Source organism: Citrobacter sp. CK198 (assembly GCF_030333295.1).
In the GTDB taxonomy this organism is placed as follows: Bacteria; Pseudomonadota; Gammaproteobacteria; order Enterobacterales; family Enterobacteriaceae; genus Citrobacter_B; species Citrobacter_B koseri.
This window is the reverse complement of the sequence record NZ_JAOWGE010000027.1, coordinates 176,630-201,197: the sequence shown is the minus strand read 5'-3', so window position 1 is coordinate 201,197 and position 24,568 is coordinate 176,630. Positions and strand designations below refer to the sequence as shown.

27 protein-coding genes are annotated in these 24,568 nt (G+C 53.7%); 15 read left to right on the top strand and 12 right to left on the bottom strand.

Annotated features, from left to right (window positions below):
• Positions 1–37: 37 nt before the first annotated feature.
• The 7 genes from OGY62_RS05985 to OGY62_RS05955 are packed head-to-tail and all read right to left on the bottom strand — an operon-like array spanning position 38 to position 6,333.
• Positions 38–2,134: a flagellar biosynthesis protein FlhA gene (locus tag OGY62_RS05985; protein WP_012133725.1), complete on the bottom strand. Its 2,097-nt coding sequence runs from the start codon at positions 2,132–2,134 to the stop codon at positions 38–40.
• On the bottom strand, positions 2,121–3,254 hold the full coding sequence (gene flhB / locus OGY62_RS05980) for a flagellar biosynthesis protein FlhB (RefSeq protein WP_012133724.1): 1,134 nt from the start codon (positions 3,252–3,254) through the stop codon (positions 2,121–2,123). The genes OGY62_RS05985 and flhB overlap by 14 nt, the downstream gene beginning before the upstream one ends.
• The gene (gene fliR / locus OGY62_RS05975) at positions 3,254–4,027 is read right to left on the bottom strand and encodes a flagellar biosynthetic protein FliR (protein WP_049009537.1); all 774 of its coding nucleotides are present in this window, start codon (positions 4,025–4,027) and stop codon (positions 3,254–3,256) included. The genes flhB and fliR overlap by 1 nt, the downstream gene beginning before the upstream one ends.
• Before the next feature lie 6 nt (positions 4,028–4,033).
• Positions 4,034–4,306 carry a flagellar biosynthesis protein FliQ gene (gene fliQ, locus OGY62_RS05970; RefSeq protein WP_012133722.1) on the bottom strand — a complete coding sequence of 91 codons (273 nt, stop codon included), beginning with the start codon at positions 4,304–4,306 and terminating at the stop codon, positions 4,034–4,036.
• A 2-nt stretch (positions 4,307–4,308) separates the two neighbouring features.
• Positions 4,309–5,061, bottom strand: coding sequence for a flagellar type III secretion system pore protein FliP (gene fliP / locus OGY62_RS05965; RefSeq protein WP_012133721.1), 753 nt, complete (start codon positions 5,059–5,061; stop codon positions 4,309–4,311).
• A complete protein-coding gene (gene fliN, locus OGY62_RS05960) occupies positions 5,058–5,456 on the bottom strand; it encodes a flagellar motor switch protein FliN (protein ID WP_012133720.1) in 399 nt (132 codons plus the stop codon). The genes fliP and fliN overlap by 4 nt, the downstream gene beginning before the upstream one ends.
• Entirely contained in the window at positions 5,449–6,333 is an 885-nt protein-coding gene (locus OGY62_RS05955; RefSeq protein WP_071259999.1) for a FliM/FliN family flagellar motor switch protein, read from the bottom strand. The genes fliN and OGY62_RS05955 overlap by 8 nt, the downstream gene beginning before the upstream one ends.
• Positions 6,334–6,843: 510 nt before the next feature.
• On the opposite strand from OGY62_RS05955, the gene OGY62_RS05950 reads away from it, so the two are divergent.
• The 10 genes from OGY62_RS05950 (at position 6,844) to OGY62_RS05905 (ending at position 16,895) form a co-directional block, all read left to right on the top strand.
• The gene (locus tag OGY62_RS05950; protein WP_101743927.1) at positions 6,844–7,875 is read left to right on the top strand and encodes a sigma-54 interaction domain-containing protein; all 1,032 of its coding nucleotides are present in this window, start codon (positions 6,844–6,846) and stop codon (positions 7,873–7,875) included.
• A 19-nt stretch (positions 7,876–7,894) separates the two neighbouring features.
• Positions 7,895–8,263 (top strand): flagellar hook-basal body complex protein FliE, encoded by a 369-nt coding sequence (fliE, locus tag OGY62_RS05945; RefSeq protein WP_047458644.1) that lies wholly within the window; start codon positions 7,895–7,897, stop codon positions 8,261–8,263.
• 10 nt (positions 8,264–8,273) lie between these two features.
• The gene (gene fliF / locus OGY62_RS05940) at positions 8,274–9,956 is read left to right on the top strand and encodes a flagellar basal-body MS-ring/collar protein FliF (protein WP_286459324.1); all 1,683 of its coding nucleotides are present in this window, start codon (positions 8,274–8,276) and stop codon (positions 9,954–9,956) included.
• Complete coding sequence (locus tag OGY62_RS05935; RefSeq protein WP_012133715.1) at positions 9,928–10,965, top strand: flagellar motor switch protein FliG; 1,038 nt, start codon at positions 9,928–9,930, stop codon at positions 10,963–10,965. The genes fliF and OGY62_RS05935 overlap by 29 nt, the downstream gene beginning before the upstream one ends.
• 3 nt (positions 10,966–10,968) lie before the next feature.
• Positions 10,969–11,727, top strand: a complete 759-nt coding sequence (gene fliH, locus OGY62_RS05930) for a flagellar assembly protein FliH (RefSeq protein ID WP_286459322.1) — start codon at positions 10,969–10,971, stop codon at positions 11,725–11,727.
• Positions 11,714–13,033, top strand: coding sequence for a flagellar protein export ATPase FliI (gene fliI, locus OGY62_RS05925; protein WP_012133713.1), 1,320 nt, complete (start codon positions 11,714–11,716; stop codon positions 13,031–13,033). Before fliH ends, fliI begins: the two co-directional genes overlap by 14 nt.
• 6 nt (positions 13,034–13,039) lie before the next feature.
• Positions 13,040–13,483 (top strand): flagellar export protein FliJ, encoded by a 444-nt coding sequence (gene fliJ, locus OGY62_RS05920; protein WP_049009295.1) that lies wholly within the window; start codon positions 13,040–13,042, stop codon positions 13,481–13,483.
• 5 nt (positions 13,484–13,488) lie between these two features.
• Positions 13,489–14,922 (top strand): glycosyltransferase family 2 protein, encoded by a 1,434-nt coding sequence (locus OGY62_RS05915; protein WP_058668665.1) that lies wholly within the window; start codon positions 13,489–13,491, stop codon positions 14,920–14,922.
• Positions 14,923–14,955: 33 nt separating this feature from the next.
• A complete protein-coding gene (locus tag OGY62_RS05910; RefSeq protein ID WP_071259990.1) occupies positions 14,956–15,897 on the top strand; it encodes a hypothetical protein in 942 nt (313 codons plus the stop codon).
• Positions 15,898–16,007: 110 nt separating this feature from the next.
• The gene (locus tag OGY62_RS05905; protein WP_286459321.1) at positions 16,008–16,895 is read left to right on the top strand and encodes a glycosyltransferase family 9 protein; all 888 of its coding nucleotides are present in this window, start codon (positions 16,008–16,010) and stop codon (positions 16,893–16,895) included.
• A gap of 99 nt (positions 16,896–16,994) precedes the next feature.
• Here the strand turns inward: OGY62_RS05905 and OGY62_RS05900 are convergent, their stop codons facing one another.
• From OGY62_RS05900 to flgA, 5 genes are all read right to left on the bottom strand, one after another.
• Positions 16,995–18,068, bottom strand: a complete 1,074-nt coding sequence (locus OGY62_RS05900) for a glycosyltransferase family 2 protein (RefSeq protein ID WP_286459320.1) — start codon at positions 18,066–18,068, stop codon at positions 16,995–16,997.
• An 18-nt stretch (positions 18,069–18,086) separates the two neighbouring features.
• Positions 18,087–19,334 carry a class I SAM-dependent methyltransferase gene (locus OGY62_RS05895; protein WP_172958462.1) on the bottom strand — a complete coding sequence of 416 codons (1,248 nt, stop codon included), beginning with the start codon at positions 19,332–19,334 and terminating at the stop codon, positions 18,087–18,089.
• 73 nt (positions 19,335–19,407) lie between these two features.
• Positions 19,408–19,845: a flagella synthesis protein FlgN gene (locus tag OGY62_RS05890; protein ID WP_012133706.1), complete on the bottom strand. Its 438-nt coding sequence runs from the start codon at positions 19,843–19,845 to the stop codon at positions 19,408–19,410.
• Between the two features lie 2 nt (positions 19,846–19,847).
• Positions 19,848–20,120 (bottom strand): flagellar biosynthesis anti-sigma factor FlgM, encoded by a 273-nt coding sequence (gene flgM, locus OGY62_RS05885; protein ID WP_012133704.1) that lies wholly within the window; start codon positions 20,118–20,120, stop codon positions 19,848–19,850.
• 131 nt (positions 20,121–20,251) lie between these two features.
• Positions 20,252–21,043, bottom strand: a complete 792-nt coding sequence (gene flgA, locus OGY62_RS05880; protein WP_047458630.1) for a flagellar basal body P-ring formation chaperone FlgA — start codon at positions 21,041–21,043, stop codon at positions 20,252–20,254.
• A 78-nt stretch (positions 21,044–21,121) separates the two neighbouring features.
• Here flgA and flgB point away from each other — a divergent pair, with 78 nt between their 5' ends.
• The 5 genes from flgB to OGY62_RS05855 are packed head-to-tail and all read left to right on the top strand — an operon-like array spanning position 21,122 to position 24,563.
• Entirely contained in the window at positions 21,122–21,472 is a 351-nt protein-coding gene (gene flgB, locus OGY62_RS05875; protein WP_012133701.1) for a flagellar basal body rod protein FlgB, read from the top strand.
• 23 nt (positions 21,473–21,495) lie between these two features.
• Positions 21,496–21,921, top strand: coding sequence for a flagellar basal body rod protein FlgC (gene flgC / locus OGY62_RS05870; protein WP_012133700.1), 426 nt, complete (start codon positions 21,496–21,498; stop codon positions 21,919–21,921).
• 2 nt (positions 21,922–21,923) lie between these two features.
• A complete protein-coding gene (flgD, locus tag OGY62_RS05865) occupies positions 21,924–22,607 on the top strand; it encodes a flagellar hook assembly protein FlgD (RefSeq protein ID WP_012133699.1) in 684 nt (227 codons plus the stop codon).
• A 34-nt stretch (positions 22,608–22,641) separates the two neighbouring features.
• Positions 22,642–23,832, top strand: coding sequence for a flagellar hook protein FlgE (flgE, locus tag OGY62_RS05860; RefSeq protein WP_012133698.1), 1,191 nt, complete (start codon positions 22,642–22,644; stop codon positions 23,830–23,832).
• Positions 23,832–24,563 carry a flagellar basal body rod protein FlgF gene (locus OGY62_RS05855; RefSeq protein ID WP_012133697.1) on the top strand — a complete coding sequence of 244 codons (732 nt, stop codon included), beginning with the start codon at positions 23,832–23,834 and terminating at the stop codon, positions 24,561–24,563. Before flgE ends, OGY62_RS05855 begins: the two co-directional genes overlap by 1 nt.
• The last annotated feature ends 5 nt before the right edge of the window (positions 24,564–24,568 follow it).

Sequence of the window (24,568 nt, the reverse complement as noted above, 5' to 3'; positions counted from 1 at the left end):
ATCGTCATCGCGATCTCCTTTGTCGATCTTCTGCTGGTTATGCCAGCGTCCCTACGACGTTCAGATCCGCGTCATCCGGCACTTCATTATAAGAAAGAATATGCAGCCCGCTGGCGAACAGCCGGCCATAGCGGGAGATCACCGGACGTAGCTGCGGCGTTACCAGCAGCAGCGGCGGCAGCCCTTTCGCCTTCATCTGCTCGTAAATCATCGGCATTGTCGTCTGCAACTGGGTCAGAATGTTCGGATCGACAGGGAAGCTATCCAGCGCCACTTTTCCGGCCTGCTGCGCCTGGTTGAGCGCGCCCAGCAGCATATTCTCCAGTTGGCTGTCGATGGTGTAGGCCGCGAGTTGTTGACGATCTCCGTTAATGGTGTGAACGATGGCGCGGCGCAGAGCATAGCGCACGTCGGAGGTCAGCAGCACGGGATCTTTCGTCACGGTGACGCTTTCCAGCAATGTGGACGCGATGGTGACGATATCCTTCAGTGAAATCTGCTCCAGCAATAACTGGCGATAAATGCGCAGCAGCAGACTGTAGTTAAACGCGGCATTTAAATCCTCCGCCAGCTTTGGCGCCTGGAGCGCCAGGCGCGCATGCAGGTGGGTAATATCGTCATAGTTAAACAGATCTGGCAGATGCTCGCGGGCGACCTTGTTGACGTGCGTCGCCACCACGCTCGCGCAGTCAACCACCTGATAACCAAGATTCAGCGCTTTCGCCTTTTGTTCCGGGTCGATCCAGACAATCGCCATGCCGTAAGCGGGGTCGGTATCCAGTATGCCGTTGATCTCCCCGTACAATTCAGTGCCGGGAATCGCCATCAGTTTTTCAGCCTGGACTTCGCCGAGCGCGGTACGAATGCCGTTGATATGAATCGCGTATTGCGCCGGTTTCAGGCGGAAGTTTTCCCGGATGCGGATCTCCGGCAGCAGTACGCCGCAGTGCTCGGAAATGACCTGGCGAACGCCGCGTATACGTTGTGACAACGGACTGCCCTTCGACTCATCCACCAGCGTGACCAGTTTATAGCCGAGATTCAGGCCAATGGGCTCCACCAATGGAATGCTTTCCCAGGAGACGCCTGGCGTCGCATCCGGCGCGATGGCTTCGGTGATGGCCTCCATATCCGTCTCTTCCTGGGCGGGCTGCACCGCTTTGCTCTGCCGCCAGGCGGCAAACAGCAGCAGGGCGGTGAAGCTCAGGAAGGCAATGTGCGGCATTCCCGGCACAATCGCGAGAATAAACATCACGAAAGCGGCGGTATAGAGCACCTTCGGGCGAGAGAGAAGCTGGATTTTAATCTCATCGCTGACGTCATTGCCTTCGCTGACGCGGGTCACGATAATCGCTGCGGCAGTCGCCAGCAGCAGCGACGGGATCTGGGCGACCAGACCGTCACCAATGGTCAGCAGTACGTACTGGCGGAACGCGTGGCTGGCATCGAGATCGTATTTAAAAATACCGATACAGATACCGCCGATCACGTTGATGATCAGCACCATGATCCCGGCGATGGCGTCACCGCGAACAAACTTCGACGCGCCGTCCATCGCACCGTAGAAGTCTGCTTCTTTCGATACTTCCTGTCGGCGGTTTCGGGCCTGCTGCTGGTTAATCAGACCCGCGTTCAGATCGGCGTCGATAGCCATCTGTTTGCCCGGCAGCGCATCCAGGGTAAAGCGCGCGGAAACCTCGGAAATACGTTCCGCCCCTTTGGTGACCACCACGAAGTTGATGATCATCAGGATGATAAACACCACGAAACCGACGACGAAATCGCCGCCGATGACCACCTGACCAAAGGCTTCAATGACCTTACCCGCCGCGCCTTCGCCTTCATGACCGTGCAGCAACACCACGCGGGTAGAGGCGACGTTCAGCGTCAGACGCATTAACGTCGTGATCAGCAACAGCGTCGGGAAAATCGCAAAGTCCAGCGGACGCTGCATATTCACCGATACCAGCAGCACGATGACCGCCAGGACGATATTAAAGGTAAACAGAATATCCAGCATCAGCGGCGACAACGGCAGAATAACCATTGCCAGCACGCAGAGAAGCAGAATAGGCACGCCGACTTGCCCCTGACGGAGCACGCTCAGCGCGTTGCGCAATTTACTGTTCGCCATTGGCTTTCAGTACCTCTTGAGGAATGTTGATTTGCCTGTTCAGGCGGGGCTTTTGTTCCACGTTGCCTTCGCGCCAGGATTTTAATTGCATGACGTAGGTCAGTACGTGGGCAATCGCGCGGAAAAGCTGCGTGGGAATCTGTTGGTTAACGCGGGTGGTGTAATAAACTGCCCGCGCCAGCGGCGGAAATTCCACCACCTCGATATTGTGATTAGCGCCCACTTCACGGATCCAGAGCGCAACATCGTCGATTCCTTTAGCAACGATGTAAGGGGCTTCGGCACGCTGTGGATCATATTTCAGCGCAACGGCGTAATGCGTCGGGTTGGTGATGATAACGTCTGCCGTTGGTACGGTTCGCGCGATTTGCCCCATCGCCATCTGACGCTGAAGCTGGCGGATGCGTCCTTTAATCTGTGGATTACCGTCATTGTTTTTATACTCTTCTTTCACTTCCTGTTTGGTCATGCGCATTTTTTTGGTGAACATGAACTTACTGAGCGGTACATCCAGCAGGGCGAAAATGACGATAACGGCGATGAAGTAGCTGAAGACGTGACGAAAAATGGCAAACCCTTGTCCGATCGCCTGACGAAGATAAAGCTGTTGCAGGTGCAGCAGAGCGTGCATGGAGTCATGCACCATCATGTACAACACGGTAAGAATAATGCCGCACTTGAGCAGCATCTTGCCGACTTCCGTGTAGTGGCTGGCGGAAAACATCCGCTTGATGCCGCTAATGGGGCTGAGCTTTTTAAAATCCGGCTTCAGTTTTGTGGGGGTAAAAATCCAGCCGCCAGGCACCAGGCTTGCCACTATGCAGCACAGCGGAATCGGAATCAGCGTTGCGATAAAGCGCAGTACAACCCAGACGTTCAGCAGCATAAACTGATTCAGCGCCGTGGGATCGTCGAGCCTGCCCGCCATTTCACCGACAGCGGCAAACGATTCACGGATTAACTGCTGGTAATAGGGTAGAAATGCGGCAAGGGTGAAAAACGACGCCAGCAGTCCCGCCGCCATCGTCAGATCTTTTGAGCGCGGGAGGTCGCCTTTTTCACGCGCTTTGCGCAGTTTTCCGGGGGTGGGTTTTTCGCTTTTGTCGCCGCTGGAGGACATTACGGCACCCTTATGGCGTCGAGCTTCGCCAGTATTTCATTGGTGAGATTGAGATAGTGATCAGGAATGTTGGTCACCATCATCGAGATACAGAGCAACCCAAACAGCATACTGATCGGAAAACCCAGCGAGAAAAGGTTCAGCGTTGGTGAAACGCGGTTTAGCAGGCCAAATCCGCCCTGCACAATCAGCATGACGAACGTCGTCGGCAGCGCGATAAGCGTCGCAGATGCCATAATCCAGCCCAGTCCCTGAACAATCAGCGTCAGCGTTGGCTGGTTAATCGCCTGACCAATAGGCCAGTAGCTAAAGCCTTTGAACAGAATCGTGACCAGCAGCAGGTGCCCATCCATGATGAAAAAGAGCAGTGCGCAGAAAACATAAATGATCTGCGAAATCACCGTAGTGGAGCTGCCGTTGACCGGGTCGTTCATCATCGCCATCCCCAGCCCCATGTTCATCGACAGAATATGCCCGGCGGTTTGCAGCGTGACAAAGACGAGCTGGAGCGCCATGCCGAACAGGAATCCCCACAGGAGCTGCTCGCCGATCAGCAAGACGGTGCGCATCGAAAGCAGTTCGCTGAGCACAACATTATTGGGCAGCATAGGGGTGATAATGATCGACAGCGCCAGCGCTGCGGCAATCTTAATGCGACGGGAAAAAGCCCGGTTGTCCAGCACGGGCGCGAACTGCAAAAACGCCAGGATGCGGAAAAAGGGCAGCACCAGAGCCATCAGCGGCGTGAACAGCGCCTGTATATCGATTCCCATCGCCGCTTAACCGACCAGCGCCGCCGCCTGGTGAAAGATCTGGATCGTAAAATCCACCAGTTGCGTCAGCATCCATTTACCGGCGAAGATCAGCACGCCCAGGGTGACGACCAGTCGCGGCAGAAAGCTCAGCGTCTGTTCGTTAATTTGCGTGGTGGCCTGAAAAATACTGACGCACAGCCCGACAATCAGGCTGGGAATAATGGCGACGGCGGAAATCAGCAGCACCAGATGGATGCCGGTCGCCATGATATCGCCTGCCGTGTCCATGTTCATCATCGCTAAAGACCCTGAACGCTGGAGGCCAGCGTACCGACGATCAATGTCCAGCCATCGCACAGGACGAACAGCATCAGCTTAAAGGGCAGCGAGACGATCAGCGGCGAGAGCATCATCATCCCCATCGCCATCAGGATACTGGCGACAATCAGGTCGATCACCAGGAAGGGGATATAGATCATAAAGCCGATCTGGAAGGCGGTTTTCAGTTCGCTCAGCAGATAGGCCGGAGTCACGATCGTGAGATCCTGCTCGCGCGCATCGCCCTCGATCCCGGCGATGCTCATCATTTGCGCCATCGCTTTATTGTTCGTCTGGGCCAGCATGTAGTTCTTCAGCGGCACTTCCGCCTTCGCCAGCGCCTGTTTCAGCGTGATTTCATCTTTTTGAAAAGGGTCAATGGCGTCAGTATAAATCGTGGTCCAGACCGGGCGCATCACCAGCAATGTCAGCGCCAGCGCAATCCCGGTAAGAATTTTATTGGGTGGACTTTGTTGCAGCCCGAGCGCCTGGCGCAGAATCGCCAGAACGATAATGAAGCGGGTGAAACAGGTCATCATCAGCACCATGATCGGCAATAAGCCGAGCAGGGTCATCAGGATCAGGATCTCAATTTTAACGTTGTAATCCTGACCTGCGCCGTTGGCGGCGGTGCTAAAGAGGGTAATGTCGCCATTTGCAGCCAGTGCCGGTTGTGCGACAAGAAAACCCAGGAGCAGCAGAGCGATGCCGCTTCTGTTAAACAAGCGGTTCATCGCGTGAGCTCACCGAGTTCTTTGGCGTTGAATTCAATGATTCGCAGGCCGTATTTATCGTTGAGCACCACCACTTCTGCTTTACCAAACAGAATGCCGTTCACTTTAATGTCCAGCGGCTCGCCCGCCATCTTGTCCAGTTCGACCACCGAATCGCTGTTGACTGACATTAATTCAGCAAGCGAGATATTTACGGAAGCGACTTCCAGCGTCAGCGTCACAGGAATGCGGCTAAACAGCGCCATTTTACGGATATCCGTCATCGCGGTGTTGCGCGTTTCAGGCTGCAAATCCAGGCGGATATTCCCTTCGACGGTGTCTTCCTGCGTCATATCGCTAAGGTTCAGGTCATCCAGGTCAAGAGACTGGCTTAGCTCGTGTTGCAAATCACTCATATTGCTTCTCGGTTGTCTTATCATAGATATCGCACAAAAACAGCTTGCTACGATCTTCAACGATAGCAGCCTCAAAAATCTGTTCTTTGCCGATAAATACCGGTAAAGGTTCGTTAATGGCGATGGGGATGATATCCCCGGGTTTAATATCGGAAATCTGGGCGACGGTCAGGTTCAGGCTGGCCAGACGCCCGCTCAGTTTTAACGGCAGACTGTCGAACAACCGTTCTATCTGCGCAGGGCTCAGCGGCACGCTTTTCACGGCGCGGCTATCGGTCGCATCTGGCGAACGGAGTATCGCCAGCATCTGATCAACATGGTGGTGATCGAGCAGAATGGTAAAAGAGCCGTGATCGTACCCTTCGAGGGTAAAGGTAATGCACCAGGACCAGTGGCTAATGACCGTTGAATAATCGACCTTAATATCGAGATTTTCGCCAAAGGTTTCTTTGCAAATCACCAGTTGCGTGAGTTCCTGACCCAGTTTACTTCTCAGGCGTTCTTCTGTTTTTGTCACGCGCAACGATTCATCTGGCGCAACATGGCTGCTGTCTTTACTTAAACCGTAATAATCATGAAGGATGTTCAGCAATAAGATGCGATCAATAACAAAGGCGACATTTCCGTAAGGCGTCGAAAAAACCTGCGCATTCTTATATTGCTGGTCGATTGCGAAGGTCATCGACTTCAACGCGGCATTAACACGGAGTTTCTTCAGAAAATAAATGCTCAGGCGTGCATCAAGTATGTCAAAACTGTCATTCATCAACTTGGGTAACTTGTGCCACGGCCGACCGAGTTTACTGGTGTCGAGCTTTACCAGAGAGGGTAAATCCTTTCTCTGATGAATTCTGACTCGCTGTGATGCAGGGTTCATGATTATTCCGGGTTACCAAAAGTTTAGATGAAAAATAACGCCACTTTTTGGTTGTTGTGTAGCGTGAACCGTAAAATTTCCTGGAGGTATTTGAGTTTTAAAAATTATGTGTCGCTCTTGAACAACACAGAAGAAACGTCGCTGTCGAAAACTCTCACACATTACGTCAGGATGTAGATTAGACAATCTTAACCCTGCTATTGCAAGCATCAAGGGGTTATTAATCCATTATTTCTCTAGGAATTTTCTCATTAATAACTTTTTTAATTTATTGATTTTTATAGATTAATATTTTAATACCCATTAAAAACAAGACAATTCCTATTCGCTACGTATACTGCCTTTACTTTATGAAAGTTGCCTGATTCATGAGTTAAAAAAACTGTTTATTTTTATTAACATCTTATAAAAACCCATTAACAAACTGGGTTTGTGATGTTTTTAAAAGATGCTTTGAATAATGGCTGAACAGCATATTTCTTATTTTGTTTTTTCTGTTGGTACACCTAAATGAGTATTATCATTGAATGCGAAGATCGTAATAGAAATGGCTTTATCGCCGTTTCTCCTGCCAGCGTTAGCGTAATGTCGTTAGCGCGTCGCGTTGCTAAGTATAATGTATCAGTACTGATTACGGGCGAAACGGGAACAGGGAAAGAGTGTATCGCCAAATACATTCACGAGAATGCCTGCGGCAGTGACGCCCCGTATGTCGGCGTTAACTGTGCAGCTATTCCAGAGAGTATGCTGGAAGCCATTTTATTTGGTTACGAGAAAGGCGCGTTTACCGGCGCTGTTGCGAGCGTCGCCGGTAAATTTGAGCAAGCTAATGGCGGCACGCTGCTGCTTGATGAGATTGGCGATATGCCGTTGGCGTTGCAGGCAAAATTACTGCGCGTATTGCAAGAGCAGGAAGTTGAACGTCTGGGAAGCCATAAGCGTATTCCGTTGGATATTCGCCTGATCGCTTCTACAAATAAAGATTTGCAGCAGGAAATTGCCGAAGGCCGTTTCCGCCAGGATCTTTTCTACCGTATTTCCGTCGTGCCTATTCATATTACGCCGCTGCGTGAACGCAGGCAGGACATCCTGCCATTGGCCCAGCGTTTTATCACTAAATACCGCGCTTTTCATAAAGGCGATCTGCGTCTGAGCGATGAGGCGCGTACCGTCCTGCTCAGATACGACTGGCCGGGTAATGTCCGTGAACTGGAGAATGTGATTCAGCGCGGCATGATTTTGTGCAACGGCGAAGAGATTCACGCCGCCGACTTTGGCCTGGCCGTTCGCGCTTCCCAGCCTGAAGCGCCGGTTATCGAAATGATGCCTGCCTATCGCGAGCAGGAGACGGGCAACCCGTCGATCCGCGATGTCAAACTGCACGGACGGCTGGCGGAATACCAGTACATCATCGATCTGCTTAAACGCCATAAAGGCAACAAATCCAAAACCGCAGAGTTTTTAGGCATCACCCCACGCGCTCTACGTTATCGTCTCGCCTCCATGCGCGACGAGGGTATTGATATTGAATGTTATTCCTGAGGCCAGGAAGGATTGATGAATGGATAAGATTACTGCCGCAGGCATTAACACGACACACCAGGCGTTGCTAAACAGAATGCAGCAAACCGCTTCATTAGCGTCAGCCGGTTCGGTTGACGCCTCTTTAACTATCGCTCCCGCCAGCAACGCGTTTGGCGTCAGTGAACCGATTTCCTTTGCGGGCGCGCTGAATAACGCTATCGATAACGTCGATGCGATTCAACACAGCGCAGGCGCAAAGCAAAAAGCGATTGATATGGGGCTGAGCGACGACTTAGCCGGTGCGATGATCGAAAGTCAGAAAGCCAGCGTGGCTTTTTCGGCCATGATGCAGGTGCGTAATAAGCTCACCACGGCACTGGACGAAGTAATGAATATTCCGCTCTAAGGTTTTAACCGTGCTTACTAAGATTAAAAGTCGTCTCCCTTCCGTGTCGGTGCCATCCGGTCTGAATAAGCCCCAGCTCATGGCGATTGTGGGCGGCGTGGTGCTGGCGGTCGCGATTATTCTGTCGCTGTGGAACCGCAATCAGGGTTATGTCGCGCTCTATGGTTCGCAGGAACATCTGCCGGTGTCACAGGTGGTGGACGTTCTGGGGGCAGAAAACATCGCTTACCGCATTAACCCGGACAATGGCCAGATTCTGGTGAGCGAAAGCAAACTGCCGCAGGCGCGAATGGCGCTGGCGGCAAAAGGCATCAGCGCGGCGACGCCCGATGGCTACGAGTTGATGGACAAAGAAGAGATGCTCGGCAGCAGCCAGTTTATTCAGAATGTCCGTTACAAACGTAGCCTGGAAGGGGAACTGGCGAAGAGCATCATGGCGCTGGACCCCGTGGAAAACGCGCGCGTCCATCTTGGGCTTAACGAGTCCAGCTCCTTTGTATTGACCAATAAACCGACCAGCAGCGCATCGGTCATGGTGCAACTGCACTATGGCAGAAAACTGGATGAGCAGCAGGTCGCTTCTGTCATTCAACTGGTGGCCGGAAGCGTACCGGGTATGCAACCTGGCGCGGTGCGGGTGGTCGATCAGAGCGGTAATTTGTTGTCTGACGGCATCGAAGGCCCGGATGGCGGCATGACGAGCAAGCGCATGGGCGATGACGTCATGCAGCGCATTCGCGAGGATACCACGAAAAATATCACCAGCCTGCTGACGTCGTTAGTGGGGCCGGGCAACTTCCGTATCAGCGTCGCGCCGACCGTAGATTTAAGCCGTGTGGAAGAGACTCAGGAACGGCTGGGTAAAGATCCGCGCGTCAGCGATGAACAACTGAGCCAGGAAAACACCACCAATGAAATGGCGTTTGGCATTCCCGGCTCGCTGAGTAACCGTCCGGTCAACCCGACGCCGCAGGCTCCCGCCAACCCGGCGGAGGGCAATCCGCCCGCTGCAAACGCCGCGAATAACACCGACCCGCGCTCGCTTTCCAGCCGCAGCCAGGAACAGCGTAAGTACGCGTTTGATCGCGATATTCGCCATATCCGCCACCCGGGTTACAAGCTGGAAAAACTGAGTGTCGCGGTGGTGCTGAACCAGGCCGCTCCTGCGCTGGCGAAAATTACGCCGGAACAACTGACGTCGATGACGCGCCTGGTGGAAAGCGCGGCGGGTATCGAAAAAGCGCGCGGCGATGCCTTAACGCTGGATGTTCTGACCTTCACGGCCCCGGCAGACGATGTCATGCCAGACCTGAAATGGTGGCAAGACCCTTCCATGCAGTACTGGGGACAGAATGGCGGAATTGGGCTGCTGGCCTTGCTGACATTGCTGTTTGGCGTTCGCCCGCTGGTACAGCGCTTTGGACGTCACGACCCGATCACCCTTGATGGCGAGGCGACGAAGAAAGAGCTGGAAGCGCCTGACAATGGGGTGGTGATGAACGATGACGAGTTCGCCAGCCTGTCGAAAGCGGCGTTCAACAATAATGAAGATCTGCTGCCGCCGCAAAGCTCCGGCCTGGAAGCCAAAGTGGAATTCCTCCAGCTGTTGGCCCAGAGCGAAACCGAGCGCGTAGCAGAAGTACTGAAACAATGGATCAACAGCAATGACCGAAGCAACAGTAAGCCGGAATGATAAAAACCACTCAGCCTCAGCCGGGCGCAGCCGTCTGGAGCAGGCGGCGATCCTGCTGATGAGCGTAGGCGAAGAGGCCGCCGCGCAGGTGATGCAGAAGCTGAACCGCGAAGAGGTTATGTTGTTGAGCGAAACGATGGCGCGTCTCCATGATGTGAAGGTGCATCAGGCGCGTCTGGCAATGAACAATTTTTTCTCTGATTACCGCGAACAAAGCGGGATCAACGGCGCCTCACGCACGTATCTGCGCAGCATTCTGGAAAAAGCGTTGGGCGGTGAGATTGCCCGCAGCGTGATCAACGGTATCTACGGCGATGAAATTCGCTACCGTATGGCACGCCTGCAATGGGTCGATATCCCACAGCTGGCGGCATTGATTGAGCAGGAACATCTCCAGCTCCAGGCCGTTTTTCTCGCCTTCCTGCCGCCGGATATTGCCGCCAGCGTGTTAAGCGTTCTGCCGCAAGAACGGCAGGATGAAATTATCTATCGCGTCGCGCGTCTGGACGACATCAATCGTGACGTTATCGACGAACTGGACAGACTGATCGATCGCGGCGTCGCGGTGCTTTCCGAGCATGGTTCAAAAGTGATTGGCCTCAAACATGCCGCCAACATCGTTAACCGTATCCCCAGCAATCAGCAACAGCTGCTGGATCAACTGCGCGAGCGCGACGAGAAAGTGGTCGAAGATCTGAAAGACGAGATGTACGAGTTCTACATTCTCAGTCGTCAGACGCCGGTGACGTTGCAGCGTCTGATGGATGAAATCCCGATCGAAGAGTGGGCGGTAGCCCTGAAAGGGACGGAGCCGGTTCTGCGTCAGGCCATCTTTAACGTGATGCCAAAACGCCAGGTCACGCTGCTGCAAAGCACCACGACCCGCCTGGGGCCAGTGCCGATCAGCCGTATAGAGCAGGTGCGCAAAGAGATCATGCAGGTTGTGCGCCAGCTGGCTGAAGAAGGTGAAATTCAGGTGCAACTGTTTGCCGAGCAGACGGTGGAGTAAACCATGTTCAAGAAACGGAGTTTACCGCTGGATGCCCTGACTGCCAGCCGCCAGGCGGTGGTTAAGCCGCGCTTATACCGCTTCCCGCCCCTGCGTAATCGCAGGATGCCTGCCGGTGTTGTCGCTGATGAAGACGCCGCACCGACGCTGGACCCCGCCGACTACCAGTTACAGGTAAAAGAGGGGTTTCAGGAGGGGATGAACCGGGGGTTTGCCCAGGGGATGGAAGAAGGCCGGGAAGAGGGCTACCAGGAAGGCATTCGTCTTGGTTTTGACGAAGGGATGCGCAAAGGGCTGATTGAAGGTAAACAGCAGGCGCGTCAACAGTTCCTGGACGCCGCCGCCCCGTTTGAGCGCCTGACCGCAGAGGTGCAGAACTACCTGGAGCGTTACGAGCAGCGTCGCCGCGAAGAGTTGCTGCAACTGGTGGAAAAAGTGACCCGTCAGGTGATCCGCTGTGAACTGGCGTTGCACCCGACGCAACTGCTGGCGCTGGTGGAAGAGGCGTTGATCAGCCTGCCGCATCAGCCGGAGCAGGTGCGTGTTCAGCTGAACAGCGAAGAATTTATGCGCATCAGCGAGGCCGAACCGGAGAAAGCGCGTGAGTGGGGACTGGTTGCCGATCCTTCTCTGGAGCCGGGAGAGTGCCGCGTTATCACCGATACCACGGAGATGGATGTGGGCTGTCAGCACCGTCTCGATCAGTGCGTAGATGTACTGAAAAACAGTTTGCTGCCGGAATCGCCGCATGAGCAGCCTTGATTTTGAAGAGGCGCTGCGCTCTATCGAGCAGATCGATCTGGCGCGCGTCGCCGGGCGGTTGGTCAGGGTCAACGGCATTCTGCTGGAGTGCGTCGGTTGTCGTCTGGCGGTAGGGCAGATGTGCCACGTTGAAAGCGTCGATCAGGAGATGATGGATGCGCAGGTGGTTGGCTTTGATCGTGACGTGACCTACCTGATGCCCTTCAAGCATCCCTCTGGCCTGATCGCTGGCGCACGCGTGTTTCCCGCAGGCAAAACTGAAGGGGTTATGATCGGCGATCAGTGGCTGGGACGCGTGGTAAACGGTCTTGGCGAACCTCTTGATAATAAAGGAAAGCTCGGCGGAGATACGCTGTTAGCGCAGCAGCTTCCGCAGGTGCATCCGCTTAAGCGTCAGCCTGTTCATGCGCCGCTGGACGTTGGCGTTCGCGCCATCAACGGCTTGCTGACTATCGGTAAAGGCCAGCGCGTCGGGCTGATGGCGGGCAGCGGCGTCGGTAAAAGCGTTCTGCTCGGCATGATCACGCGTTACACCCGGGCGGAAGTCGTGGTGGTAGGGCTGATCGGCGAGCGAGGCCGTGAAGTCAAAGAGTTTATTGAAAATGCTTTGCAGGCTGAAGGGCTGGCGAAGTCGGTGATTGTCGCCGCACCAGCGGATGAATCGCCGCTGATGCGCATTAAAGCCACCGAGTTATGCCACACCATTGCCAGCTATTACCGCGATAAAGGGAAAGACGTTCTGCTGCTGGTGGATTCCCTCACGCGTTACGCGATGGCGCAGCGCGAAATCGCCCTGTCGCTTGGCGAACCGCCTGCGACCAAAGGCTATCCGCCGTCGGCGTTTGGGATGATCCCGCGGCTGGTTGAAAGCGCCGGAAACAGCGAAAGCGAGGGATCGATGACCGCGATCTATACGGTGTTGGCGGAAGGGGACGATCAGCAAGATCCGATTGTGGACTGCGCCCGCGCGGTGCTTGACGGGCATATCGTGCTTTCGCGCCACCTTGCCGAGGCCGGGCATTATCCGGCGATTGATGTCGGCCAGTCTATCAGCCGCTGTATGAGTCAGGTGACGGAGCGTGAGCACCAGCTCGCCGCCCGCACGCTGAAACAGCTGTATGCCGAATACCAAAGTATTAAACCGCTGATCCCGCTGGGGGGATACGTTGCAGGCGCCGATCCGCTGGCAGACAGAGCGGTACGTCTTTCGCCCGCGATCAATCAATTCTTACAACAGGAAGTCCAGGATGCCGCGCTGCTTGAGCCGACAATCAGCGATCTGTGCGCCCTGGCGCAGGCAGGGTAATGCACGATGAGCAAACTGATTTCTACGCTTGAGCAACTTCACCTGCTGCGCGCCCGCGCGGTAGAAGACTTAAGCACGAAGCTGGCATCGCAAAACCAGCTGTGCCAACGGTTTGAGAAAAATATCGATACGCTGACGTCGCTTGCTGCGGGTCTGGTGTCCCAGAGCGCCAACAGTGCGGCCATGATGATTAACCAGTCGAAATATAAACATAACATTCAACGCATTATCGACTGGCAAAAACAGGAGCAGGCGCTGGCGCACCTGGAAGCGCAAAAAATTCAGGGCAACCTGCTGGCGGAGGCGAAGCGGGAAAAAAGCATTGAGCTGGTTCTCGACGCTAAACGCGCTGACCGGCAGGCTGAAATCAACCGTCGGGAACAGAAAATGACCGATTCGCTCTCTGCCCAGTGCTGGCTGCGTCAACAACGTCTGATTCGTCAACGATAAGCGCTATGAAAAGAAACAAACCGGGTTTCCCGAAAACGTCTTCGCGTTCTCTGATGGGGACGCTGATTCACCGTCAGCAGACGGCACGTGTTCACAGCACGCCGTTCGTTAGCGTCGTCTGCCCGACGTATAACCGACGCGAGTTCCTGCCGTATCTGCTGTATATCTGGCAGTACCAGGACTATCCGGCCGACAAACGCGAACTGATTATTCTGGATGATTCTCCGGTCAGCAATGCCGATCTGATTGAGATGATGACGGACCCGTCGCAGCCCAACGTGCGTTATGTCCACAGTGAAGCGCGTCTGGTACTGGGGCAAAAACGTAACATGCTCAATGCGATGGCGCAGGGAGAGTACATCCTGTGTTTTGACGATGACGATTATTACCCGCCGGATAAAATTTCCTGGCAGGTGGCGCAGATGCAGGCCAGCAACGCGCTGTTCTCCGGCAGCGATCAGATTTATATCTGGTACAGCCATCTGGACAAAATCTATATCACGCACCCTTTCGGGCCGAGACATGCGCTGAACGGCACTTTTGGGTATCACCGCAATTTGTTGAAAAAAAATCGTTATGACGACGATGCGACAAAAGCGGAAGAGACGGGATTCCTGAAAGGCTTTACCACGCCGGTTCACCAGATAGATCCGAAGCGCGCCATTCTTTGTATTTCGCACAGCAGCAATACCTATGACAAAGATTTCATCATGGGCAGCTCCACGCCGGTGGATCTGACGCTGGAAGACATTGTCGATGACGCGAACTTGCTGGCGCACTACCGTCGACTGAGTCATGCGCCGCTAAATGTTCAGGTGAACTGGCAGGCTTTTGAAAAGGTGGCGGTGCTCTACGACCCGGCAAAAGAGGCGGAGCTGGCCCGTCGCTGCGAGGCTTTACTGGATTTTGGCCTGCGCGGCGAACAGATCTGGCCGGTAGCGAAAAACGCGGAGGCGTCGGCGGAACGGGCGGAACTGGCAACGCACTGCCAGGTGCTTGAGCGGGCGCAGAAAGAAGGCTGGAAAAATGTGCTGCTGCTGGATGCCGACGTGCAGTTCGTCAAAAAAGAGAACGCCGTTAACGATATCAACAAGCTGCTGAATGGCCTGAACCAGCTTAACTGGCAGGTGCTTCTGCTCGGCGGGCGCTATGAAAACTTTACGCTCACCCAGTCATTGAAGGGTGTGGCGCGGATCTATAACGCGGGCTGCGGCTGCGCGTATGCCGTTAACGCGGGTTATTACGATGCCCTGCTGGACGCCTATCGCCAGGCGATGGACTACCCGGCAAGCCTGGATCGCTGCTGGGCGGCATTAATGAATAAGGGGGATTTGTGGCTGGGATTCAGCCCGAGCTTTGCCTTCCTGCAACATCACCCGGACCCTAAAAGTGGCGAAATCATCGATTGTACGCACTGGTTTTTCCGTAAACACCGCTAACCGCAGGCCAGAATACGCCTGGAGAGAGCAAACATGGAACTGATAGAACATTACCAACCTGAATTTGTGTCACGCTTTGATGCGCGAGAAACCCCGTGCCAGTGCCCGGCTTGCCAGCATGCGCAGCAAAACTGGCCGCGTATTAGCGTGAAGCTGAAAAACCAGCAGCGTGAAAGTCTGGATATCACCTGTGAAGCGGCGGCCAGAGAGATGCTGCTTAACCCGGAGGCCTTTATCCTGCACACCTCGCAAGGGGAGGCGCAGGGCGAAGATGAGTTATCCGCCTGGAGCGAAACCCTGAACCAGCAATGTATTAATCTGGCGGTACATCCTGCGCTGTCGCTGGAAGGCAGCCTGTATGCGATCGGCGTTTTGCTGAGTAAGGCGCAGCAGTATCTGGACGGCGGCGAGCACGATCCGGCCCTGCTGTCCTCTATGGGAGAGCAACTGGCAATGCTGGCAGAGCAGGGCGTGCTGACACAGCAGTTTGCGCTGTTGCCTCCGATTGCTGAAAACCGCATTGCCGCGCTAAAAGAGATGGGCCGGGTACGCCTGAATCTGAATCTGCCGCTGACTGAAAAAATGAGCGTGGCGCTGAAAATGAGCGAGCTGTCGGTGATGCAGCCGGCGCGGCTGGCGGATCGTCTTCAGCAACTGGAATCGCTCTGGTCAACCATTCCACTGTTTGATGAACAGCCGCATATCCTGCGTAATGCGCTGATTTATCAACTGTATAACGATGTATTCCCCGGCATTCAATGCACCAATTACGGTGAGGCGCTACTGGGGCTGGCCAACCAGTTCTTCCAGATCAAAATGCTGTGCGCAATCCGCCGCGAACAGGGAGCGCTGACGCAGGATGATGTCGTGCTGCTGATTAACGCGCTGAAGGGGTGGCAGCAGCAGAATCCGTTCTCCGCGAATGCGGCGCATACCTCTGACTACAGCCTGCTGTGCGGGTTGTCGCTGTTGTAATAAATCATATGGATACTGTTTATTTACACCTTAACGCTGCAATGGGAGATACCCTGTATCTCCTGGCAGCGTGCAGAGCCATCAAAAATAAAACAGGCGCGAGCATTGTTATGCTGAGCCAGCCGCACTTTAGCGCGCTGGCGCGGGCATGCCCGCATATCAGCGAGGTCTGGCCGGTGGACTCTCTTAGTGCGGAGCAGCATCAATGCATTCAGCGGGCGCAGGCGCAAGGGCGACTCTTTGACTTTACGCATTGGGCCCATGCGCTCAGACCGCTACATATGATCGATGCTTTTCTCGCGCAGGCAGGGCTTGAGGCGTCCGCAGCGGATAAACACCTCGATTTGGTCATTCCAGAATCTGCCCACAGTGCCGTTGACGCGTTCTGGCAGCAACATAAATTAGAGAACGCGCCGGTGTTATTAATGCACCCTAATATTGGGCACCCAAACCGGACCTGGCCGCAAAATAACTGGCATGAGCTGGCGCAAATGTGGCTGCAAACGGGGTGGCAAGTTGTGTTCATTGGGAGCAATAACAACTCTGAGGCGGGAAAATCGATGGCGGAAGCGTATCCGGCCGGAGTTATCAATGCCATTGACCGCTTTTCAGCGCTGGAAACGGTTGCGCTTATGCAGCGAGCGAACATGCTGGTTTCCTGTGATTCAGGGCCGGTCATGCTTGCGGCGGCAACAGATATCCCTGTGGTAGCCCTCTATTCAACCGTGGCTGCGGAACACCGGTTGCCGTTTCGTTATGGGGAAGCGGGCTGGCGTTGTATGGGAATTGATCTCGCCTGTAGTCATGGGCCATGTGCGCGTTTGCTGATGAACGATGTCATTTTCACCACCGTGCTTAAACGCCCTTTTGATGTGCCGACGACTCAGGAATTTGCAAACTGGTGCGTTCATAAAACCCCTTTCCGTTGTCTGCGACAATATGAACCGGCGATGCTGTATACCCAAATGGTCAGTTTTGTTTTATCGCTCCAGGAATAACGTTATTTCTTGTCGTGCCGGTTCCTGAAGGAATATCTGGTAAAAGCGATTGGCTATGCGGCATAGCCAATCGTATTGCTAAATAGCGTGGTATGAAGACTAAAAACCTTCGGCTAATATTCTTCTTTTGTTCTTTATCGCCAGTTCAATTCTGCCTGATAGCGCGATGAATTCGCTCTCATCAATAATATTGCTGTCGCGAGCAATTTGGTTAATCAAGGCATGCAGCAACACAAGCCCATTCTCTGTTGGCGTGTCTACATACAGTTCATGAAAAATGGATGCCAGATAGTGAATCATCTTCTGTGCGGAAAATAAAGGCAGCGTTTCGGGCAAATTACGGATTATCGCATCCTGATATAGCATACCCGTATATCGGTTTAAACATTGTACGGTTTGGGGATTGCTGATATTTCCGGCCCGGGGAAGCAGCAGTCGGAAGGTATCAAGGATAGCCAGCGCGCGTTTTGCTTTGCTGCTGGAAGTGGTGATTGAGCCGTTACGAATGGTATGGAAATACAGTCTGTCGGCAAGGCACCTTACTTTTGCGTCGGGCACGCTGAGCAGCAATTCGGTGGTGAAGTATTCATCCTCAAAAAACGGTGTCTTAAACCGCATATGAGCATACGTTTTTCGCCGCCAGGCATATCCCCAGACCACAACGGAGTAACCGTGTCCTGTTCGGGCGCGTTCGGTAATGCAGTGATTAAAGAACGTTTCGGCATGAAATGTTTTATTAATCAGATTACGCGGCCGTTGATAATACCCGGAAACCATATTGTTGCTGATATGGTGCAGGTGAAATTCCAGATGGGTGGAGAAAAACAGGACATCCAGGTGATGCTTTTCCATTTCGCACACAATGGTTTCGATACCATCCGAAGCGATATGATCGTCAGAGTCCAGGCAATAAATATATTCGCCTGATGCGCTTGCTAACGCGGCGTTGCGGGCCTCGGCGAGTCCTCTGTTTTCCTGGTCAACAATACGCATACCCGGCAGACGGTTCTGATAACGCGCCAGAATATCCCGGGAGTTATCTGTCGAACCGTCATTAACCGCGATAATTTCCAGATGCCGCCAGGTCTGCGCAACGAGTGAATCAAGGCAGCGCTCAAGGTATGCGCTGACATTGTAGACCGGCAAAATAATCGATACGACAGGGTGATTCATTGGCTACTCTCCCTGTTGCTATGATTTCAGCTTTTGGATGATTATCTCAATTGCGGATTCAGCAAACGCCGTCCGCGTTTGATCGAATCGAGGCATACCTTTTAAATGGCTATGATTCAGCCTCTCTATTTTCTCAATGCTGAAGTTCCCTGGCAGGGTTTGTAATAACGATAATACGTTGACGGAAACAGGCGACCAGCTCCGATGCTTAAAGGGCGTAAAAGTATGTTTATGATCGTCGTTGAAGGTTGATGGCCAAACGCCTTGCTCGTATAAATCTTCGTCTGGAATGGTTAAAACCAGATGACCGCCGGGTTTTACGACCCTTAACCAATGAGGCAGCGCGACGTAAGGGTCCATGACATGCTCCAGGCAATGCCCTGAATAAACGAAATCAAATTCGTTATCCGGTACTCTGGCTAAATACTGCGCGTCACCTTGTTGAAGATCGAATACGGTTATTGATTGGATTAAAGGAAACAGGCTTTGATACAACGCAATACTGTCATCGCCGCCGCCAATATCCAGACCTTTTCCTGACAGCCAGCGAGTACTGAAACGTGCATCAAGCAATCGCCTGTTAATTGACATACAGGTTGATCCTGGTATCCCCGTTCGAAATACGGGGGCGGCAGTCCGGTCTCCTGCCAGAATATGGGTGTTAACGCCGAATTCTCGCCAGCTTTTAGGCCAAAGTACAACGTAGCCCTGGTCATCGGGGTAATGTTTGATGATATGCGTCCCGCTATAGGCCTCAAGCGCTTCCAGAAACGCGTTCTCAGCGTCTTCTGTGGGAGGAGGGAGCGCTTTGCAGCCGGTGGCCTCATGCATAACGCGAAGATAGATACGGCTATCATCAATAATAATCAGCGCATTATCCGCAAATTCTTTTAGCTGGCGTAACTCATTGAGCAGAGGAAGGCGCGTTTCCTCATTGTATTTATTGCTCTGGTAGTCCTCGAATTTAAAATCCGCGCCGGGGAAGTGTGCATCCAGAAAAACAACGGCGCGCTTGATGAAAAGAGTGCGTTTAATTTCTTCATGGGACAAAAATGTCAGGCTGTCTTCATTGTACAGATGCAGATTGTCTATTTTTGGCGCGGCATCAAATAACGGTTTATAGATTTCACAGGAATAAACTTCTTCAGCACCTGAGCGTAAGGCATATACACTTGATGCACCTTTACCAAAACCTGTTTCAATTACATGAGTAACACGATAGTGACGAATCAGGTGGGGAAGGTTGAAGCGTCGTAATTGCCCCATAATATTGGCCTCGATGAAAATTACGGATAGAACGCAAACGGAACAAAGCTACAAATCAATAAATTACAGCGCATTACCCCTGCTGATACAGCCAGTTTTCGGGTTCGCTGATATTCAACAGATTGGTCAGAATCTCCTGCTGCATATTCATCAGCATGGCGTTGTATTCATTGGTGGCCTGACATTGCGCGACCTGTTGCTGGAGACTTTGCCAGAGAGCGGAAACGGAAGGCTGGTGGGCGGCAGGCAGGCGGGCAATGAGCGTTTGCATGCCCTGCGCGTTGGCGTTAATGCCTAACCGCTCAAGCAGGCGATAACGTTGCTGACTGTGCTGCGACAAGTGCTGGTAGCATGCCATGATTTGCGCGTTCAGCACGTCAAGCTCTGCGGCGCGGCGCGCAATAATGTGGTCGCGCTGCTGTATGAGTAAATCATTCAGGACATGGTAATGCTTACGGTCTTCGGCCATGTCCTGTATCAGTGTTTTAACGCTCTGAGCGGCGTTAGTCATAATTACCTCTGGAAATACTTCTGCATCGCATCCGTCAGCGAATCGAGGTTAACCGCGATTTTACCGCTGCTGATAGCGTCTTTCATTTCAGCTACGCGCGCCATATCCACTTCCGGCAGCGCAGAGAGTTGTGTTTGCGCATCACCCAGTACCGGATCGATCGCGGCGCTGCGCTCAATTTTCGTGCCTTCCTGAGCGACAGTGCGGGTCTGTTCTGCGGCGCTACTCTTGTTGATTGCGGTTGCCAGATTGTATTGATTCGCTACTACTTTCATCGCTTCGCCTCTTTTTCATCTTTTCGTTATGGTTGCGGATGAATCCTGCCCTGCGGAAGGAGGACTTCCGATGCCCTCACCGTTAAAGAGCGGCCTGTTGCCGGTAAAACTTAAACCGCGAATGAATATTTTTAGTTTCCGCTGGCGTAGACCATTTTGACGACGCCAGCGTCCGCGACAATTGCGCTTACCACCCGCTCGCTGCTCTCATTTTTCACCTTAATCATTTCGCCTTTACGTCCCTTTTTCATGGCTTCCCCCATCGTACGGGCCTCTACGCCTCCCTGTTCGGCGATCATCAGAACGCGCTGACCGCGTTCAACCAGCACCGGAGATTCCAGTTGCGTCAGGGTGATCGGCTGTAGTTCACGAATGCGGCGCTTCACGGTCAGCCCAATGGCCTCATCCGGGTCGGTGAGGTAGTTGCCGCGCGTGCTGCTGATGTTGAGCTTTTTGATGGATACGTCGCTGGCGGATAACACCTGGCCGCGCTCCAGCGAATTTTTGGCGATCACCACCGGAAGATAGACATCCGGTTTGACGGTGACGGCGACATCCCAGCCTTGCGGCCCTTCACAGCGCACATCAAAACGCAGGCGGTTGAGATCGATGCGTTCGCCGCCGGGCAGCGACACGGTTAGCGCGTCAGGGCAGGGAGCGTACCGGGAGACGTCGGAAGGGATAAACAGGTTCATCTTCGCCTGATACTCGGGCCACTTGCGGCGCCCGGCCTCCTGGCGAAGGGCTTGCGCTGCGTGATGTTGAACGGCGGCAGTGACCTGCTTACGCGCGCTCTGCACTTTTTCCGGGGCGGCGAAGGATGGCAGCGCCGTAAAAAGCATCAGCAGGAAGGATAACGTTCCAGGGCGGAAGCAACGCTTCACCCGTGTAGGGATAAAACCAATAAAGCCATTAAAAATCATGATGTTAAAACCTTGGCATGAATATTGCTATACAGGGAAGCAGATCATTGCAGGTTTAGCATCACGAGGGTGTGAGTTGTGAGTATTACTTTTGACAAAGCATTGGGCGTTCATCCACAGGCTGTAGCGCTTCGACTTTCCCGAGCAGAGTTGCTGTCAGCCAATCTGGCAAACGTCGATACCCCCAATTTCCAGGCTAAAGATATTGATTTTGCCGCTGAGATGCAACGTTCATCGTGGAGTTTTTCGAATCCGTCAGCGCCGCAAGAGATGTACCGCGTGCCTTATCAGCCCTCTTCCGATGGCAACACCGTTGCGCTGAACGTCGAGCAGGCTGAGTTTGCGAAGAATACCCAGGATTATCAGATGAGCCTGGCATTTTTAAACATGAAATTCACGGGCCTGAAAAAGGCCATTGAAGGTAAGTAATCCTACGCAGGTGATAACGGAATATGGCTTTTACCGATATTTATCGCGTTTCGGGGTCGGCGATGACGGCGCAAACCGTTCGTCTGAATACCATCGCCAGTAACCTCGCTAATGCGGAAACCGCCTCCGCCACCGAAGACGGCGTCTATAAAGCCCGTCGTCCGGTGTTTGCTGCGGTTTATAAGAATGATGAGTTAATGAATAGCAGGGCGTTAACCGGCGCGCGCGTCCAGGTGATGGATGTTGTCGAAACCGGCAATGCCGTACAGCGTTATGAGCCGCATAACCCGATGGCAAATACGGATGGCTATGTCTACTACCCGGATGTCAACGTGGTGGAGGAGATGGCGGACATGATGTCGGCGTCGCGCGGTTTCGAAACTAATGTTGATGTTCTGAACAGTGTTAAAAGCATGCAGCAAAGTCTGCTGAGACTCGGAGAGGTATAAGGATGAATGTAGACGGCACGTCCACCAGAAGCCAGACAGGAACGTCGGATAGCAGCATTGCCAGTAACAACAATAACAGCAGCGCAGCCGGCATGAACACGCTGTTCATGCAGCTTCTGGTCGCGCAGATCCAGAATCAGGACCCGCTGAACCCTACCGATGGCACCGAGTATGTCAGCCAGCTGGCGCAACTGACGCAGGTTCAGTCAATGGAAACCATGTCGCAACTGATGGCGAACAGTTCCGTATTGATGGACAACCTGCAAACGCTCACCACCGGCAACCTGGTCGGGCAGCATGTGATGGTGCAGACCGACGCTATCAACTCTGACGGCGAAACGACGATTAACGGACGTCTGACGCTGGATCACGCTTCCGGTGTGACGACGGTCATCGTCAAAGACGCGGCCGGCACCGAGCACAAAATTGAGCTGGGGAAACAGGACGCCGGGCAGGTGGACTTCACCATTGACCCGCAGGAGCTGGGCCTGAGCGAAGGGAAATACACCCTTAGCGTTGTGACCGATACGGGCGAAGAAGGCATTCCTGTTGAAGTGGGCGGCATCGTCAACAATGTGCGCATCCCGCTTGATGGCAGCGCCATCCAACTGAATATCACCGGAATCGGTGAAATTGCTTACAACAATATTACCCAGTTTGGCAGCGACTCGCAGAAACGTGCGTAAGTCGGGTTAAGCGTTGAGTTAACAGGAATTTATTATGAGTTTTAATATTGCGACCTCCGGTCTGAATGCGATTACCGAGCAGTTGAACGCCATTTCCAACAACATTGCGAACTCCGGCACCGTAGGATTCAAATCCGGCCGTGCGGAATTTTCCTCACTGTATGCGGAAAGCCAGCCGCTGGGCGTAGGGGTTTCTGGTGTGACCCAGAGTATTACCCGAGGCGGAAACATTTCTACCACCGGAAATGCGCTCGATCTGGCGATCAGCGATAGCGGATTTTTCATGGTGCGTGACAGCACGGGGACCACGGCATATACGCGTGCGGGCTACTTCGGCACCGACAGTAGCGGCAACCTGATCAACAACCTGGGGATGTATCTTCAGGGCTACCCGGTTAATGCTAACGGCGAGATAGAAGTGGGGACGATCGGCAATCTGACGATCAGCAGCGGCTCTATTCCGGCGAAAGCGACCGACAGCCTCGACTTCACCGCCAACCTGGATGCGCGCGCCGCCGAACCGGAGACGGCGCCTTTCAACCCAAAAGACAGCACTTCCTATAACAATACCTACACCACGCAGGTTTTTGATTCCCTGGGACGCGAGCACACGCTGAACCAGTATTTTGTGAAAACCGGCGAGAACACCTGGCAGGTTCACTATTACATGGACGACGTGGAAATCCCGGACAGCAGCCAGGCGATAGAATTTACCGAGCAGGGCGTCCTGAAAAGCCCGGTTGGCCTGACGAACCTGACCACATCGATCTCTGGCGCGGCGGATCTCTCTATCGATCTGAGCTACAACGGCACCAGCCAGTACGGTTCTGACTTCTCCGTCAGCAAAAACAACAGTAGCGGCTACGCGTCTGGCGAACGTACCGGTCAGGCGATTGATGAAGACGGCAGCGTTTACGCGACCTTCTCCAACGGCGAACGGATGTTGCAGGGGCAACTGGTGCTGGCGAACTTTGCGAACCCGAATGGTCTGGCGTCAAAAGATGGCACGACGTGGGTACAAACCGCCAGTTCCGGCGCGCCGCTGACTGGAACGCCGGGCACCGGTTTACTGGGTTCTGTGAAATCCGGTGCGCTGGAATCCTCAAACGTGGATTTGACCTCTGAGCTGGTTGGTCTGATGACCGCGCAGCGTAATTACCAGGCGAACACGAAGGTTATCAGCACTAACGACAACATGATGAACGCTCTCTTCCAGGCGGTGTAATGGATCGTTTGATTTTTACCGCCATGAGCGGCGCATCGCGCAGTTTGTCGCAGCAGCAGATCCATGCAAACAACCTGGCGAATGTGAATACCCAGGGGTTTCGTAGCGATCTTGATAATGCGATTTCTCAGCAGGTTAACGGCGAGGGATATGCCTCGCGTTATATGGCGCTGCCTACTCAGGGCGGCGTGGATATGACGCCTGGCGCGGTACGTGAAACGGGGCGCAATCTGGATATCGCCATTAAAGGCGATGGGCTGATTGCGCTGGCCAGCGGCAACCGTGAGGTTTACACCCGCAACGGGCAGATCGACGTCAGCCCGGAGGGCGATCTGTCGATCAACGGTCTGCCGGTTGAAGGTGACAACGGCCCGATCGTTTTACCGCCGTTCTCGTCCGTCAGCATCGGTGAGGACGGTGTGATCACTATCGTGCCTGACGACGGCGATATTGCCGCGCCAGTTGATGTTGACCGCATCAAGCTGGTGAACATTCCGGTAAGCGACCTGAGCAAAAATGTGGATGGCTTTCTGGTGAGCAACACGGCGATTAACCCACGCGATGAAGAGGTGATGGTGGCGTCCGGGCATCTGGAAACCGCTAACGTCTCGGCCATTAATGAGATGGTCGCCAGCATTGCGCTGAATCGTCAGTTTGAAGCGCAAATCAAGATGATGAAAGCCGCTGAAGATCTCGCTAATTCAGGCAACCGTCTGATTCGTGGCACCTGATAACA